Annotated in this window: 12 protein-coding genes; 4 read left to right on the top strand and 8 right to left on the bottom strand. The window is 69.5% G+C overall.

The genetic code is table 11. The features are described from left to right. Window positions 1-61 precede the first annotated feature (61 nt). The gene (locus M3Q35_RS04015; RefSeq protein ID WP_273940236.1) at window positions 62-2152 is read right to left on the bottom strand and encodes an FUSC family protein; all 2091 of its coding nucleotides are present in this window, start codon (window positions 2150-2152) and stop codon (window positions 62-64) included. A gap of 37 nt (window positions 2153-2189) precedes the next feature. After that, on the bottom strand, window positions 2190-4205 hold the full coding sequence (locus tag M3Q35_RS04010) for a WD40 repeat domain-containing protein (RefSeq protein WP_273940235.1): 2016 nt from the start codon (window positions 4203-4205) through the stop codon (window positions 2190-2192). Between the two features lie 115 nt (window positions 4206-4320). Between M3Q35_RS04010 and M3Q35_RS04005 the strand changes: the two genes are divergently transcribed. The 4 genes from M3Q35_RS04005 to ligD are packed head-to-tail and all read left to right on the top strand — an operon-like array spanning window position 4321 to window position 9135. Continuing rightward, window positions 4321-5448: a cytochrome P450 gene (locus M3Q35_RS04005; protein WP_273940234.1), complete on the top strand. Its 1128-nt coding sequence runs from the start codon at window positions 4321-4323 to the stop codon at window positions 5446-5448. A gap of 32 nt (window positions 5449-5480) precedes the next feature. Next, window positions 5481-7034 (top strand): rhamnogalacturonidase, encoded by a 1554-nt coding sequence (locus M3Q35_RS04000; protein WP_273940233.1) that lies wholly within the window; start codon window positions 5481-5483, stop codon window positions 7032-7034. Between the two features lie 50 nt (window positions 7035-7084). After that, window positions 7085-8152, top strand: a complete 1068-nt coding sequence (locus M3Q35_RS03995; protein ID WP_273940232.1) for an ATP-dependent DNA ligase — start codon at window positions 7085-7087, stop codon at window positions 8150-8152. After that, entirely contained in the window at window positions 8149-9135 is a 987-nt protein-coding gene (gene ligD, locus M3Q35_RS03990; protein WP_273940231.1) for a non-homologous end-joining DNA ligase, read from the top strand. The genes M3Q35_RS03995 and ligD overlap by 4 nt, the downstream gene beginning before the upstream one ends. Here the strand turns inward: ligD and M3Q35_RS03985 are convergent. The 6 genes from M3Q35_RS03985 to M3Q35_RS03960 all read right to left on the bottom strand — a co-directional run bounded on the left by M3Q35_RS03985 (window position 9132) and on the right by M3Q35_RS03960 (window position 15808). Further along, window positions 9132-10280 carry an HNH endonuclease signature motif containing protein gene (locus tag M3Q35_RS03985; RefSeq protein ID WP_273940230.1) on the bottom strand — a complete coding sequence of 383 codons (1149 nt, stop codon included), beginning with the start codon at window positions 10278-10280 and terminating at the stop codon, window positions 9132-9134. The two genes, ligD and M3Q35_RS03985, sit on opposite strands and share 4 nt — an antisense overlap. Window positions 10281-11111: 831 nt before the next feature. Then, window positions 11112-11390: a hypothetical protein gene (locus M3Q35_RS03980; protein WP_273940229.1), complete on the bottom strand. Its 279-nt coding sequence runs from the start codon at window positions 11388-11390 to the stop codon at window positions 11112-11114. A 72-nt stretch (window positions 11391-11462) separates the two neighbouring features. Next, window positions 11463-12848 (bottom strand): PI-PLC domain-containing protein, encoded by a 1386-nt coding sequence (locus tag M3Q35_RS03975; RefSeq protein ID WP_273940228.1) that lies wholly within the window; start codon window positions 12846-12848, stop codon window positions 11463-11465. A gap of 79 nt (window positions 12849-12927) precedes the next feature. Further along, entirely contained in the window at window positions 12928-13734 is an 807-nt protein-coding gene (locus tag M3Q35_RS03970) for an alpha/beta fold hydrolase (protein WP_273940227.1), read from the bottom strand. A gap of 54 nt (window positions 13735-13788) precedes the next feature. Continuing rightward, complete coding sequence (locus M3Q35_RS03965; protein ID WP_273940226.1) at window positions 13789-14694, bottom strand: RNA polymerase sigma factor; 906 nt, start codon at window positions 14692-14694, stop codon at window positions 13789-13791. Continuing rightward, the gene (locus M3Q35_RS03960) at window positions 14684-15808 is read right to left on the bottom strand and encodes a MalY/PatB family protein (protein WP_273940225.1); all 1125 of its coding nucleotides are present in this window, start codon (window positions 15806-15808) and stop codon (window positions 14684-14686) included. Before M3Q35_RS03960 ends, M3Q35_RS03965 begins: the two co-directional genes overlap by 11 nt.

Genomic DNA, 15808 nt, shown 5'->3' with positions numbered 1-15808 from the left:
GGGCGGTGCCGCTGCGCGGCCACCGCGCCGGCCGGCGCCACCAACTCCATCAGCCTGGGCGTCACGTGCTTGAGGTGCTCGCCCACCCACAGGGCCGTCGACAGGTCCGGGACCGTGGTCCCGTTCGGCAAGACCGGTTCCCGCAGCTGCGGGGGCGCGAGCATGGGCGCGCCGCTGTGGTCGGCACGGTCCAGCCGTGAGGCGAGGTGGTCGAACCAGGCCGCCACCTGGCCCGCGTGCTCGCCGAGCTGCTGACGCAGCGGATCCGGCTCCCCGGCGCGGCCGGCAGGCCGGCCAGGGAGTGGGCGGTGAGCCGGGCCCGCAGGGCCCCGGCGACCAGCCGCCAGAGGTCTTCCTTCGGCACCCGCTTGGTGCCCTGCTCGGCCAGGAAGCCGCGCAGCGCCTCGTCCAGGCGGCTGCCGGCGGCGATCGCGGCCGAGGCGGCCGGTGCCTCCGGGCGCAGGCCCAGGGCCCAGTGGGCGGCGTCGGAGAGGTAGACGCCACCGGTGCGGAAGGCATCGGCCAGGTCGTCGGCGACCAGCGACCCGGCGCCGCGCGGCCAGAACAGGACGCCGACCGCGAAGCTGACCGCGCAGCCGATGGCCACGTCCTCGATCCGCACCACGCCGATTTCCCAGCCAGCCGGCACGAGGAGGTTGAACAGGACACAGACGACAACCGTGAACGCGGCCTGACCAGCGGCGAAAGGCAGCACGCCGGGGGCGTAGGCGGCGACGAGCACGGCCAGCGGCAGCGCCGTCCACAGGGCGGCGGTGCTGGAGCCGATGGCCAGCAGCAGCGCGGCGCCGATGACGAAGCCGACCACCGTGCCGAGCAGCGCCCGCAGCACCGTGGAGCCGGTGGACGCGGCGTTGGTGCGGAGCACGGACAGCGTGCCGAGCACGACCCAGAAGCCGTGCTCCACGCCGGTGAGGTCGGCGACGGCGACCGCCGCGGCCAACGCGATGGCGCCCCGTGCGCTGTTGAGGAACCACACGGACCTCAGGTTGGCGTGGCGGGACACCGCGCTGGCGATGGTCGACACGCCGGCCAGGCGGCTCTCGCCGCCGGTGGTCTCCGCGCCGGTGGGGTCGGTGCCGTACCAGCGGCGGCGGCCGTTCGACACGATCGCCGGGTCCGCCCGGTGCGCGGCGATCAGGGCGTCGGCCAGGGCCGTGTGCGCGGCCACGGCTGCCGCCCGGGCGTGGAACGACAGGTGCACCGCCGCCCCGAACTCGGCACTGTCGCTGCGTAGCCGTCGCAGGTGCTCGACGCTGTCGGCCAGACTGCGCTCCAGGCACTCCAGCTGGGGCTTGGTCGGCTCGTCGGTCAGCAGCGCGGCCACGTCCCTGAGCACCGCGGCCGTGTCGGCCAGCAGGCGCCGCTCGACCTCGTCGATGTCGGTGAGGTCGTCGTACTCGCTGAGGCTGTCGCAGATCACCGACGTGCACCACTCCAGCAGCCCGACCAGGCTGTCCAGGGCCTGGTCGGCCGCGGCCAGGCCGGTCGGCCGGTAGGGCGTCGCGGTGAACGTGGTGAGCAGGTTGTGCTTGCGGTCCAGCGAGTGCTGCCGGTACTTCGGGTCACGGTCGCCCGACAGGGCCGCCGACAGCTGGTCGGCCAGCGCGCGGGCGTTGTCGGCCACCGCCAGCCGCAGCTGCGCGCCCGGCGGCTTGGGTGACAGCGCCAGCACGGCCAGCGTGCCCACCACCGACGCCAGCCACCAGCCGGCCAGGCGCTCCGGCAGCATGGCCATGGTGCCCGGCGAGGCCGCCGGCAGCACGTAGGCCAGCAGTGCCGCCGCGCTGCCCGAGGCCGCGTTGGGGCCGCCGACCTGCGCGAACAGCACCAGGAACACCACCGGCAGCGTGACCACGGTGGCCACCACCACCGACCCGTTCACCGCCGTGCCGATCACGATCAGCGCGCTGCCGGCCACCGCCAGGCCCAGGTGTGCGACGACCTTGTCCCGCGCCCGGCCGCCGAACGCCGCCAGCACCAGAGTCGCGAAGCCACCGAACGCCGCGAACGTCGCCACTTGGAGGTCGCCGAGCACCCCGTAGCAGAACGCGAACAAGCCCGGCACCACCACCGTGGCCCGCACCGCGCGCAATGCTGCCGGCGTCGACCACAGGCCCTGCAAGCTGGTCATTCGCCGAGCATATTTGAGACCACGCCCGCCGTGCTCGCTACACCTCGACGCGGAAGAAGTGCACACCGCCGTCGCGGTCGCCGACCACGGCCACGTCACCGGCCAGGGCCAGGCAGGCCGCCTCGGCCGGTAGCCGGACGCAGCCGAGGTCGCGGCCGGAGCTGAGCCGATGGGCGTGCAGCTGCTGTTCGCCCAGGCGTACCACCAGGTTCTGTCTCGGGGCCAGGCAGAGCGCCTGGGATCGGGGGAACTGCAACCACGGCAGCAGGACATCCGCGCCGGGGTCGATGCCCCACACGGCGCTGACGAGTTCGTCATGGTCGACGAACAGCAGGGTGCCGTCGGACAACTCGACGCACGGACGGTGGCACGCCTTGGGCAGCGGGAACTCCTGGCGGACCTCGCCGCTCGCGGCGTCGAGCAGCACCAGCGAGCTGAGGTCGCCAGGGGTGGCCACGGTGCCGTTGGCAAGCTGCACAGTCCAGGAGTACGTCGGCCAGGCGAGCTCGGTGGTGATCCGCCCGTGTCGGGTCCACACGAGCTCGCCGCGGCCGAGGTCCCAGCACTGCAAGGCCGGCACGCCGACGACGTTGACCGGGGCGCCGCCGATCAGCTCGTGCTCGGACGGCAACCCGGCGGCGACCACCGCGAGCCCGTCGGCGATCAGCGGCCGGAACCGCACGCCATTGCCGGCGGCGCCGACGAAGGTCCACTGTGGACCGTCCAGGTTCCACAGTTCGGGCGCGCCGGTGTACGGCACGATCAGCACCGAGTGATCGCCGATCGCCGCCACGGAGACGATGTTGGGTTCCTTGCCGGTCGGCGGCAGAACCCGCCGACTTCCGTCGGGCGACACCAGATGCAGCTTGGTGCGCTCGGCCACGACCAACGTCCCGTCGGCCAGGAACACCGGCTCGCACGGGACATCGTGGCTGTCCACCACGGCAACCACCGCGCCGGCATCGACGTCCCACAGCAGCACCTCGCCGGTCAGGCTCAGGCTCGCCGCCCGCGACCCGTCATCCGACACCACAAGATCGGCGACGGCCGCCTGGTGCCGCCCACCGTCACGCTCGTCGCCCCGCAAGGCCGGCCACAGCTTCAGAGCCCCGGGCTCGTGCGCGGTCACCAACTGCCCGTCCGGCAGGTACGCGAGATCGACCACACGCCCGATGTCCACGCCGAACGTCGCCAGCGCCCCGTCGTCCCCGCACACCCGAACCCCGTGCAGCGACCCGGCGGCGACGAAATCCCCATGGACGCCAAGGGCATTGATGAACCCCTGTCGCGGAAACCGCGCGACCTCCGACCCGTCGCCGAGATCCCAGCGGATCACCTCGGCCGCCGCCGTGTACAGGTACGAGTCGTCGAACAGCAGGGCCGTCGGCGCTTCCTCATGCCCACGACCGGTGTCGTTGCGTCCACAAAGGATCCAGGTGTCGCCCATCCATCCCAGGTCCGGCATCTCGCGGATGAACTGCGGCGTCCCGTACAGCTCCCGCTTCAGCCGCAGCGCGTCCAGGTCCCACAGCAGCACCTGGTTGTCCCGCGCCGCCGACGCCGCGACCATGCCGTCCGGGCTGATCGCCACATGGTCCACACTGGACACATGGTCGTCGAAAACGGCCTGGCAGTCCCCGGATTCCAGGTCCCACACCCGAACCGTGCGGTCCTCGCCGGCGGACACCGCGATCCGGCCCTGCGCCGCGACCTGGCGGATGTACCCGCTGTGCCCGGTCAACACGGTCACGGTCCGCCAGGTCCTGGTGTCCCACACCCGGATCGACCCGTCGTCCGACGCCGACAGCAGCAGCCGGCCGGCATCCCCCAGCGCCAGGCTGTTCACCGGCCCGGCGTGCCCGACCAGCCGGTCGAACGCCCGCCCTTCGGCCAGCGACACCAGGTACAGGGTGCCGTCGTTCTCCGCGCTGACCACGCCGGTGTCCCCGTCGGGCAGCACGACGACGCTGTGCAGGCCGCCGTCCGGCAGCGGCAGGGTGAAGGTCTCCGTCAGTCGCGGCGCTGGTGCCGTACCGATCCTGATCAACGCCACCCGGAAATTGTCCTGATGGCCCGATCACGTACGACATACGCAGATCTGCGTAGTTGACACCCGCTGAAACCGCTGTGAAACCGCCGCAACGCCGGACAGCGTCAGGGTATCGGCCATGACGACCCACGTGCACTACGACGACCGGCTGGGCACCTGGAACGTGACCGGCCATCCGGAGATGCTGTCCGCGCTCAACGACCCGGCGACGTTCTCGTCCAACATCCCCCGTCTGTTCGGCGAGCACCCGGACGACCGGATCAGCGACGGCAACCTGGTCCAGACCGATCCGCCGGACCACCGCAAGCTGCGCTCGCTGGCCAACACCGCGTTCACGCCGAAGGTCGTGGCCGCCCTCCAGCCGCGCATCGTCGAGCTGACCACCGAGCTGCTCGACGCCGTCGACGGCGACCTGGAGCTGGTGTCGCAGCTGGCCCATCCGCTGCCGGTGATCGTGATCGCCGAGCTGCTCGGCGTGCCGGTCAGTGACCGGGAGCTGTTCCGGCAGTGGGCCGATCTGCTGCTGCTCAACGACGGCGAGTTCACGGCCAAGGACGAGGACGGCGCACAGGCCAGGCGCTTCCAGGAGATGGCCGCGGCGCTCCAGCCGATGGCCGACTACCTGTTGTCCCACCTCAACGAGCGGCGGACCAGGCCGCGCGAGGATCTGCTGACCAGGCTGGTCCAGGCCGAGCTGGACGGCGAGCGCCTGACCGACGGCCAGCTGGTCAACTTCACCACGGTGCTGCTGCTCGCCGGGCACATCACCACCACCATGCTGCTCACCAACACCGTGCTGTGCCTTGACGAGAATCCCGAGCACGCGGCCAAGATCCGGGCCGACCGGTCGCTGCTGCCGGGTGCGATCGAGGAGTCGCTGCGGCTGCGCAGCCCGTTCAACGTGCTGGCCCGGGTCACGGCGGTCGAGACCGCGCTGGGCGGCCAGGTCATCCCGGCCGACCGGATGGTGCTGCTGTGGGCGAACCAGGCCAACCGGGACCCGCGGGTGTTCGCCCGTCCGGACGAGTTCGATCCGCTCCGCGACCCCAATCCGCACCTGTCGTTCGGCCGCGGCATCCACTTCTGCCTCGGCGCGCCGCTGGCCCGGCTGGAGGGCCGGATCGCGCTGAACCTGCTGCTCGACCGCTTCCCGGTGCTGCGAACCGACCCGGCCGACCCGCCGGTGCTCACCGCCACGACGAACAGCACGGGAGTGTCCCGGCTGCCGTTGCGAACGGCCTATTGAAACAAGATGTAAACGTTTGTAGCCTCCGTCCCATGGACCGGGTGAGTCGTCGTCGCATCGTCACGCTGGGGGCCGCGGGCGCGGCCGGGATGGCCCTGCCGCTGGCCGGCACCGCCGCCGCGGAGCCGGCCCGACCGGCCGGGAAACTGTTCGACGTCACGGAGTTCGGCGCCCGTGGCGACGGCGTCACGATCGACACCGTGGCGATCAACCGTGCCATCGACGCGGCCGCCCGCAACGGCGGCACGGTGTTCTTCCCGGCCGGCACCTACGCCAGCTACTCCGTGCACCTCAAGAGCAACGTGGCGCTCTACCTGGCCCACAACGCGACCCTGCTGGCCGCCGCGCCGGCCGGCGGCAAGGGCTACGACCCGGCCGAGCAGCCCGGCGCCGGCAACAACTACCAGGACTTCGGGCACAGCCACTGGCACAACAGCCTGATCTGGGGCGAGAACCTGGTCAACGTGACCATCGGCGGGCCCGGCACGATCGACGGCAAGGGCCTGGTCAGCGGCGGCAACGCCGAGTCGCAGCCGTTGCAGGGCAACAAAAGCATCGCGCTCAAGCTGTGCCGCAACGTGGTGATCAGGGACGTCACCATGGTCAACGGAGGGCATTTCTGCATCCTGCCGACCGGCGTGGACAACTTCCGCATCGACAACGTCGTGATCGACACCAACCGTGACGGCATCGACGTCGACTGCTGCAAGAACGTCCGCATCTCCAACACCACCGTCAACTCGCCGGCCGACGACGCCATCGTGCTCAAGGCGTCGTACGCGCTGGGCTACGCCCGTGACACCGAGAACGTCACGATCGACAACTGTTTCGTCAGCGGCTACGACCTGGGCACACTGGTCGACGGCACGTACAAGACGGCCAACTTCGGCCGCACCGGCCGGATCAAGTGCGGCACCGAATCCAACGGCGGCTTCAAGAACATCGCCATCTCCAACGTTGTGTTCGAGCACTGCCGCGGGCTGGCCTTCGAGACTGTGGACGGCGGCGCGCTGGAGGACATCACGGTCAGCAACATCACCATGCGCGAGGTGCAGATGCCGATCTTCTTCCGGCTCGGCTCGCGCATGCGGGGCCCGGCCGGCGTGCCCGTCGGCACGCTGCGCCGGGTCAGCATCGCCAACCTGATCGCGCACAACTCCGACCCGCGCTACCCGTCGGCCATCGCCGGCATTCCCGGTCACCGGATCGAGGACGTGCGGATCAGCAACGTGCGCCACCACATGGTCGGCGGGCTGACCATGAGCGGCATTCCGGAGAACCCGCCCGAGAACGAGAACGCCTATCCGGAGCCGAGCATGTTCGGCCCGCTGCCGGCGTTCGGCTTCTTCCTCCGGCACGTCGACGGCGTCACCCTGGACAATGTCGAGGTCCGCTACGAGCAGCAGGACCTGCGGCCCGCGTTCGCGCTGCGCGACGTGGTCGACGCCGACTTCCACCACGTCAAGGCGGACAAGGCCGCCGGCACGCCGACCTTCGTGCTGGACGACGTGTCCGACTTCCGGGTGACGACCAGCCGGCCGGTGGCGGACACGCAGCTGGACCAGTCCGGTCACGCAGAGCTCTGACAGCGCTGTCACCAGGCGATACGGCCGGTCACGCCCTATCGTGACCGGCTGTGGACCTTCCAGTGATGCCCCCGGTGCGGCCGATGCTCGCCAAGGCCGTGCATGAAGTGCCGACCGCGGACGGGTTGCTGTTCGAGCCCAAGTGGGACGGCTTCCGCTGCATCGTGTTCCGGGACGGCGACGAGGTGGAGCTCGGCTCCCGCAACGACCGGCCGCTGACCCGCTACTTCCCCGAGCTGGTCGACCTGCTGCTCGAGGTGCTGCCGCCACGCTGCGTGGTCGACGGCGAGATCGTCGTGGTCACCGGCGACGGCCTGGATTTCGACACCTTGCAGAACCGGCTGCATCCCGCCGCGTCGCGCGTGCGCAAGCTGGCCGTGGAGACGCCCGCCAGCTTCGTCGCCTTCGACCTGCTCGCGTTGGGCTCCGAGAACCTGATGGACGAGCCGTTCACGCGGCGGCGCGAGTTGTTGGAGAGCGTGATCGGCGGTGATCTGGCCCGTATCCACATCACGCCGTTGACCCGTGACCCCGCGGTCGCCCAGGACTGGTTCACGCGGTTCGAGGGCGCCGGTTTCGACGGCGTGATGGCCAAGCCCGGCGATCTGCCGTACGAGCAGGACAAGCGGGTGATGTGGAAGGTCAAGCACGAGCGGACCGCCGACTGCGTGGTGGCCGGTTTCCGTTGGCACAAGGACGGCAACGGCGTGGGGTCGCTGCTGCTCGGGCTGTACGACGACGAGGGCACTCTGCACCATGTCGGCGTGGCCAGCAGCATGACCGCCGCGCGCCGCAAGGAGCTCGTCGATGAGCTCGCCCCGTTGCGTGTTGGCGCTTTGGAGACGCACCCGTGGCGGGATTGGGCGGTTGCCCAGGCCGAGGCCGGCGGGCGGATGCCCGGTGGGCAGAGCCGGTGGAGCGCCGGCAAGGATCTGAGTTGGGAGCCGCTGCGGACCGAGTTGGTCGCCGAGGTGCGGTACGAGCACGTGATGGCCGGCCGTTTCCGCCATGGCGGCCGTCTCGTCCGGTTCCGCCCTGATCGCACGCCCGCGTCGTGCACCTATTCGCAGTTGGACCAGGTCGCCCCGGCCGAGTTGAAGGCGCTGTTCGGGGCATGATCGTCGAGGGCGTGGAGATCACCCATCCGGAGAAGGTGTTCTTCGGCGGGATCGGGGCGACCAAGCTCGACCTGGTGCGGTACTACCAGGCCGTGGCCGCCCCGTTCCTGTCCACCGTCCGGGGCCGGCCGTTGTTGTTGGAGCGCTATCCGGAGGGCGCCGGCGGCAAGTCGTTCTTCCAGAAGCGTGTTCCCAAGTCCGCCCCGCCGTGGCTGCAAACCACCGTCGTCTCCACCCCGAACGGCACCACCAGCGACGCCTTGGTCGCCGCCGATCTGGCGCATGTCTTGTGGGCCGTCAACATGGGTTGTCTCGGCTTTCACGTGTGGCCGTTCCATGCCGCGAACCCTTCGGTCGCCGATGAGCTCCGCATCGACCTGGATCCTTCTCCCGGCATCGGTTTCCCCCAGATCCAGGAGGCCGCTTTCCTGGTGCGGGATTTCCTCGTTTCGTGCGGCATCACGTCTTTCGTGAAGACCACCGGCTCCCGCGGTCTACACATCTACGTCCGCTTGGCCGAGCGTTGGGACGGCTACCAGGTCCGCGCCGCCGCCGTCGCCCTCGCCCGCGAGCTCGAACGCCGCCACCCCGCTCTCATCACCGCCCAGTGGTGGAAGGAGGAGCGTGACACCCGCGTTTTCGTCGACTTCAACCAGAACGCCCCGCACAAGACCGTTTTCGGCGCGTGGTGCGCCCGTCCCCGCATCGGCGGCCAGGTTTCCACCCCGATCAGTTGGGACCACCTGTCCACTGTGGACCCCGACGCCTTGACCATCCAGACCGTTCCGGACTTCGTCGCCTCCCACGGCGACGCGTGGTCCGCGATGAACGCTTCTCCCCAGTCTTTGGAGCCTTTGCTGGAACGTTCGGAGCGCGACATGGCCGCCGGTCTCATGGACGCCCCGTGGCCGCCCGTCTATCCCAAGATGCCCAACGAGCCCCCTCGCGTAGCCCCCAGCCGCGCCCGCCGCTCCGAGGCTTAGCCCGCTTCCGCCAACAGGTCGTCGAACACCGGCACGTTGTCCTCGATCCGTACTCCCCAGTTCCCGTGATGCACCACCCGATGATGCTCACCACACAGCAACACCAGATTGTCCAACGCGGTCACCCCACCATCAGCCCAGTGCACCGCATGATGCCCGTGACACTGACGCGGCCGGCGATCACACCCCGGAAACGCACACCCCTTGTCCCGCTGTATCAACGCCTTCCTGATCGGCCCCGGGATCGTCCGCCGAGCCCGCCCCACATCCAGCACCTCCGACCTCGCCCCCAAGATCACCCGCATCACCTTGCTGTCACACCCAATCCGGCGCACCGAATGCACATTCAGCACACCCCCACCCTCAATCCGCGCGGTCGCCTTCCGCTGCTCGAACTCCGCCATCGACATCGTCAACGCCAGATGCGGCCGCTCCCCACCCTCCACCGGCAGATCCTCACTCGCCGCCGCCATCCCGATGATCTCCACCAACGCATCCCCCTGCCGCTCCACCAACGTACGCGAGTCTCTGCCCGACGTCGGCTTCGCCAACGGACTCAGCAACGCCTCCAACCCCGCCCCCGCCTCCGCGTCAATCCGCCCCCTGATCACCACCGACCCATCCCTACGCGTCTCCACAGACAACTCCCGCTCAGGCCGCGCCAACTCCCGATCATCCGGCGCTTTCCCGTCCTGATCCAACAACTGCAGGATGCGCAGCCCGATCGTCTTCAACCGCGCCCCGTCAAACTCCACCGCGTTCTCCAACAACACCGCCTCAACCTTGTCCCGATCGACCTCCGGCGCCTCATCCAGAGTCTTCCCGATCACGTTCAGATGCAGCCGGCTCAGCACCCCCGCCCCCGCCGCTTCCCTGATCTGCCTGCTACGAAACAACTCCGCATGCCGCAACAGCTCCCGCCCCTGCCCCCGCGTGAGCTTCCACCGCCGCATCAGATCCGTCACCATCGCCCGGCGATCGTCCTTCGCCCCCGGCGTCCGCGACCACAACTCCGCCACCACCCCCACCTGCCGCGCATAATCCCTCCTACGCCGCTCTTCAATCTCCCCACCCACCTCCCACAACTCCCCCTCCCCATACTTCCACGCTTCGTCTTCCACAGACTTCCCCCAGTCCTCTTCCATACCCCCATTCTACGCGCCCCAAAAGATCGATTTCCGTTACACACCAACCCATACACGATCGTGTCACCACCCTGAAGCCGCCTTCAGGAAAGCGCTTTCCAGCACCGTCCACCTAACTCCGGCCTCGCCCAGACGGTCACCCCTTCCCCTTCCCAAGCTTCAGTAACCGCAACCACGCTCCCCACCACCGCCGCCGGATCCCACACAACCACCCACCTCCCTCGCGCACCCAACCGGCACCACCAGGCGAGCGACGTTGAGGAATGTGTTGGGAGAGAGGGATGTCAACCGCGCGGCGCGGGCACCCGACGCAACCGCAGTCGGAGGCGCTGACCGGCGGGCGGTGGAGTGATGTGGTGGGGATTAGCCAGGGGATGGCAGTTGTGTGGCGTGGGCATCGGATGCAACTTCGGCCGGCGATGGTGGGTGGGCAATGGGTTGGTGTGGTGGGTTTGGCTCGGGGATGGCGGGCGCGCGGCGCGGGCACCCGACGCAACCACGGTCGGAAGTGTTGGCTAGCGGACAGCCGGTTGATGTCGCGGGTCGACCCCGAAGACGGCAAGCGCGCGGCGCGGGCAGCCGACCCGACCCGCACGGGCAGTGAGCCGGGGAACGGTGATCACGCGACAATCGCTGCGAGCGGCCGGTGAGTTCGTGTGGCGGAATTGGCCGGGGACGGTGGTTGCGCACCAGGGCGACCCTCCGCGACCACAAGTGGGCGAAGCAAGTGACCGGCGCAGGCGGCGGCTGGCGGTGCGGCGGAGTTGAACCTGGGATGGCGACTGCGAGAGCGGAGACAGGACGCGACCGGGCAGCGGGGTCGGTGGTGACTCAGCCGGGCTGGTCCTCGACCAGTCCGCACGAGAAGGGGAAAGACTCCAGGTATGTCCGACGCGCCGGGTTGGGCTCGGCGGCGGCCAGGTCTGCGAGTGCGTCCAGGAATCGGGCGAGCTGGTCGGCGGGTAGCGCATGGAGCGTCCCGGCTACGCCCTCCGCGATCGTGACCGCGGAGTCGGGATTCACTTCGTCGTCTCCGCAACTGTCGAGGAACCAGACGGCGTCGACGACCAATCCGGCGAGGACGGGGAGCAACGGGTCCATGGTGGTCACCCGTGCAAACATATCCGCCCGCAACGAAGTCCGGGGCCCCGACGAACGGAGCCCCGGACGGAAAGCAAAGGCCTACTGGACGGCGCCGGCGGTGAGGGACTGGTACCACGAGGCCCACGGGGTGTTGGACGCGGGATAGTTGGCCAACGGGGTGGTGGCGTCGGACGCGGAGTCGAAGTCCCAGCCGCGGACGACGTGGCCGGACTGGCGGGCGGAGACGATGAAGGACGAATCCGTGGCGGTGGAGGCGTAGAACAAGGCTCCCTGCTGCAAGGTGGCGCTGTCGCCGGCCTGGAACTCGTCGAAAGCGGTTTGCTGGTAACGGATACGGCCACCGGTCACAGAAGAAGTGTTGTAGCGCAGGGTCTGAGACTCGGTGGGACCGTCGGCGGCGGTGTAGACGGTGATGCTGCGACCGCCAGAAGAAGCAGAAGACTTGGTGAGCAGAGGGCTGGAGGTCTTGGCGTTGCCGGTCCACGAGACGGAAGCGCTGGACAGCACGCCGTTCCACGTCCAGTTCTGGCTGCTGCTCTGGCTCCGGTGCACCTCGACCAGGGAACCGCTGCCGGTGAAGGCCACCGTGGGCGTCACGCCGTTGTCGTACTGGTGACTGGCCTGCCAAGTGATCTCGCCGTCGGAACCGAGCTGACCGACGTGGTACCACAAGGTGCTGGCGGTCTCCGACTGGTGCACCTCGACGAGCTGACCGCTATCGTTGAGGGCCACCGCGGGTGAGATGCCGGTGTCGTACTTGCCGTGCCGGAGCCACGAAACGGTGCCGTCGGAGCCGAGAACGCCGGTCCAGTACCACAAACCGCCGGCGCCGGAGTCGTGGACCTCGACGATCTGGCCACGGGAGTTGATGGCCACGGCCGGCCGGTAGCCGACGTCGCGCTTGTACTCGGTACGAGTCCCCGAATCACCGGACAGCAAGGGAAGCACCCGGCCCCGCAAGGAATCGACCGACGGCGAACCGATGTAGTCGGCGGGGTGCAACAGCTGGGCGCCGAACGAGGACTGCAACTCGGCGTTCAAAGCGGTCAGGTTGCCGGCGGCGAAGTTGGCGTTGTCGGTCAGGTCGTCCTTCAAATCCAGCATGACGACAAGAGGCGCATGGGTGGGATGAGCTGACGACCAACTGGAGATCAAAGCGAGCCAGTCGTGCAGCAGGTTGGACGAAGGGTTGCCGGCGTGGTCGACGAGGTCGCCGGGCGAGCTGTGCCCGATGGAGTAGTCGTGGTTGGCGGCGTAGTCGTTGTCGTGCACGTCGAGCTCGATGAAACGCACCCCATGGTCCAGCTGGTACGGGATCGAGCCCTTGGCCCCGTCGACGTTGCCGGAATAGCTGTTGTGCGTGGCCAAGAAAATCGAGTCCACGAAAGCGGGACCGGCGGCGGGGGTGGCGATCAGGGAGGAGACGGCGGTCAGTGCGGTCAGGTACGCGCCGAGTCGGTTCATCCGACGATCGTCGAGCGTGACCGGCCGCGAGGGCCAGAGGCGGGACGCCGAACACTGGGCGACGTCCCGCCTCCGCAGGTCACGCCAGGAACTTGAGCACTTCGGCGTAGAACACCTCGGGCCGTTCGACGTGCGCGATGTGCCCACAATGCTCGATCACCCGCAACCGCGAGGACGGCAACCCCTGGTGCAACTGCTGAGCCCACCGAGGCCCGCAGATGACGTCACGGTCGCCGACGAGCACGAGCGCCGGCACGGTGATCTCACCCAACCGGTCGCGCACGTCGTACGGCCCGTCCTGACCACGGGAGGGTGCGCTCCAGATCCGGGTCGCCGCCCGGAAAGGCTCGAACTCGAGGCGCCACTCGGCGAAGTAGGCGGGCAGGATCGTGCGCAGCACGCCGGTCAGCTCGTCGTCGGTCATCTCGGCGTGCTGCGAGGTGAACGCGGCCAGGACCTCGGCGCCGGCGTGCTGGATGTTGGCCACGGCGTCGGCGAAGAACTCGGCCCCGGTGACGGGCGAGGTGTCGTACAGCACGAGTGCGTCGACCGGGTGCGCCAACGCGTACTTCAAGGCGACGAAACCGCCATGCGAATGGCCGAGCAGCGCGACGGGGCCGCAGTTGAGGTCCTGGATGACGGCGTGCAGGTATCGGACGTAGTTGTCCAGCGTGTAGTCGGCGTCATTCGGCAGCCGACCGGAGTCGCCGGTGCCGATGGGCTCGACGTACACCATGGTCAGGTGCTCCTCGAGCGGCCGCATCCGCACGGAGTCCCAGCTGATGCCGGGCCCGCCGGAATGGGCGACGCAGACCGGCCCGGTGCCGGCCACGTGGTAGCGCTGCTCGATGCCGTCCAGGAAAACGCTGTGCGTGGTGATGGTCATGCCCACACGATTCGATGCCCGACGGAAAGTTCGATCCGATTCCTGTGACCGTCGTCACGCCGGATGGAACAGCCGGATCTTGGCGAACCGGCCGGCACGCCGGGTCATCACCCAGACCACGCCGGGCGGGCAGTGCTCGGGGTCGTCGGGCGGGCTGAGCAGGTCCATGGTCCAGATGGTCACGTCCCGGCTCGACACGGCCTGCACGAACCGCTGGTGCACGCCCTCGGACAGGTCCTTGTGCATCCCGTACGTGAGCATCTCGCGGCCGCCGCGGATCAAGCCGTTGCCGGCGACGAACTCGGTCTCGGGCAGCCAGCGGTCGGCGACCAGCGCCGGGAACTCCCCGCGCTCGGCCACTTCGAGCGTCTCGACGGCTTCACGGGCCGAGGCGGCGTTGACCGCGCCGGCATCGACATGGGCGTGGTCGGCGGTGGCCTTGAGCGCCTCGGCCAGCTTGCCGCGGGCCTGGTTGAGCCGGCTGCGCACGGTGCCGACCGGCAGCTCCAGGATCGTCGCGATCTGCTCGTACGAATTGACGTCGGTGAAGTACCGGAGCAGCACCGCCTGCCGCAACGACGGCGAGAGTTCGTTCACCGCGTGCCAGATCCAGTCCCGAGAGGCGTGGCTGTCCAGCACACGGTCCGGCGACAGCAGGTCGACGGGCGCCGGCGGCTCGGCCACCGGCACGACCGTACGCACGGAACGCAGCCGCAGCCGGCACGCGTTGCGGACGATCATCCGCAGCCACGGCCCGACCGACGCGGCGTCCCGCAGGTCGCCGATCCGGCGCAGGGCGGCCAGCGAGGCGTCCTGAACGGCGTCCTCGGCGTCCGGCCCGAACCCGAGAATGCTCAGCGCGACGGCCTTCATACCGGCTTCGTGCCTGGTCAGCAGCAGGCCGACCGCGCCGACGTCGCCGTCACGCGCGGCCCGCACCAGTTCCACGTCAGAGAGCACGAGCCATCCTGTCGACGGCCAATTCCAGGACCTCGACGCTGGTGCCGAAGTTCAGCCGCAGGTAGCCGCTGTCCTCACCGAACCGCGTGCCCGGCTCCAGCGCCACCCCGGCGTCGAAGAAAAGGTCGCGGGGCTCGTCACCGCTGCCCAAGCTGCGGCAATCCAGCCACGCCAGGTACGTCGCCTCCGGCGGCCGCCAACCGATCGACGGCAGCCGGTCACGGATCAGCTTGGCCAGGCGTGAGCGGCGGTCGTCCAAGGTGAGCAGCAGCCGGTCGAGCCACTCATCGCCGTGGGCGTAGGCCGCCGCGGTGGCCAGCGCGCCGAAGTGGCCGGCACGCCATGCCGTGTCGGGCGGCAGCGCCGCCACCAGATCGCGCATCCGCGGCGAACCGGTGACGATCATCGCGCACTTCAGCGCCGCGAGGTTGAACGCCTTGCTGGCCGACATCACCGTCACGCCGATCTCGGCCGCACCGGGCAGGCTGAGCAACGGCGTGAAGGTCGCGCCGGGCAGGACCAGTGGGCCGTGGATCTCGTCGCTGATCACCGGCACGCCGTGCCGGGTGGCCAGATCCACGACGAACCGCAGCTCGTCGGGCGTGTGGACGCGACCGACCGGGTTCTGCGGGTTGCACAGCAGGAAGGCGGCCGGCCGGCTGGCGAACGCCCGCTCCATCGCCGGCCGGTCGAGCCGGCCGTCCTGGAGCGGCACCTCGTGCAGCACGGTGCCGGCCTCCCGAAGCCAGTCGAAGAACGGCGGGTAGACGGGCGTGTTCACGACGACCCGGTCCCCCGGCTTCGCGACCAGCCGCAGCAGCTCGACGACGCCGGCGTTCACGTCGAGCGTCATGGTCACGGCGGTGGGGTCGAGCCGCCAGCCCCAGCGCCGCTCGGCGAAGCCGGCCACCGCCTCGTCGAGGACGCCGGGCATCACGTAGCCGGTGTCGGAGCGCTCGACCGCGTCGGCCAGGGTGTCCTTGACCACGTCGGCCAGCGCGAAGTCCATCTCGGCGATGGTCAGCGGCAGCACGTCCGGCCCGTACCGCTGCCACTTGGCACTGCGCCGCTCGCGCAGCCGGTGCAGCGGTTCGTCGGGGAGCAGCTCCGTCAT

The organism is Kutzneria chonburiensis, from assembly GCF_028622115.1.
GTDB classification, from domain to species: Bacteria; Actinomycetota; Actinomycetes; order Mycobacteriales; family Pseudonocardiaceae; genus Kutzneria; species Kutzneria chonburiensis.
Note: the sequence above shows the minus strand (reverse complement) of the source record. Positions and strands in the feature narration are given on the sequence as shown.

Excerpts from the sequence above, each read along its gene's own strand:
- M3Q35_RS04000 (WP_273940233.1), top strand. The coding sequence starts at position 5,481 with ATGGACCGGGTGAGTCGTCGTCGCATCGTCACGCTGGGGGCCGCGGGC.
- M3Q35_RS03975 (WP_273940228.1), bottom strand. The coding sequence starts at position 12,848 with ATGAACCGACTCGGCGCGTACCTGACCGCACTGACCGCCGTCTCCTCC.
- M3Q35_RS03960 (WP_273940225.1), bottom strand. The coding sequence starts at position 15,808 with ATGACGGAGCTGCTCCCCGACGAACCGCTGCACCGGCTGCGCGAGCGG.
- M3Q35_RS03985 (WP_273940230.1), bottom strand. The coding sequence starts at position 10,280 with ATGGAAGAGGACTGGGGGAAGTCTGTGGAAGACGAAGCGTGGAAGTAT.
- M3Q35_RS03970 (WP_273940227.1), bottom strand. The coding sequence starts at position 13,734 with ATGACCATCACCACGCACAGCGTTTTCCTGGACGGCATCGAGCAGCGC.
- ligD (WP_273940231.1), top strand. The coding sequence starts at position 8,149 with ATGATCGTCGAGGGCGTGGAGATCACCCATCCGGAGAAGGTGTTCTTC.
- M3Q35_RS04015 (WP_273940236.1), bottom strand. The coding sequence starts at position 2,152 with ATGACCAGCTTGCAGGGCCTGTGGTCGACGCCGGCAGCATTGCGCGCG.
- M3Q35_RS04005 (WP_273940234.1), top strand. The coding sequence starts at position 4,321 with ATGACGACCCACGTGCACTACGACGACCGGCTGGGCACCTGGAACGTG.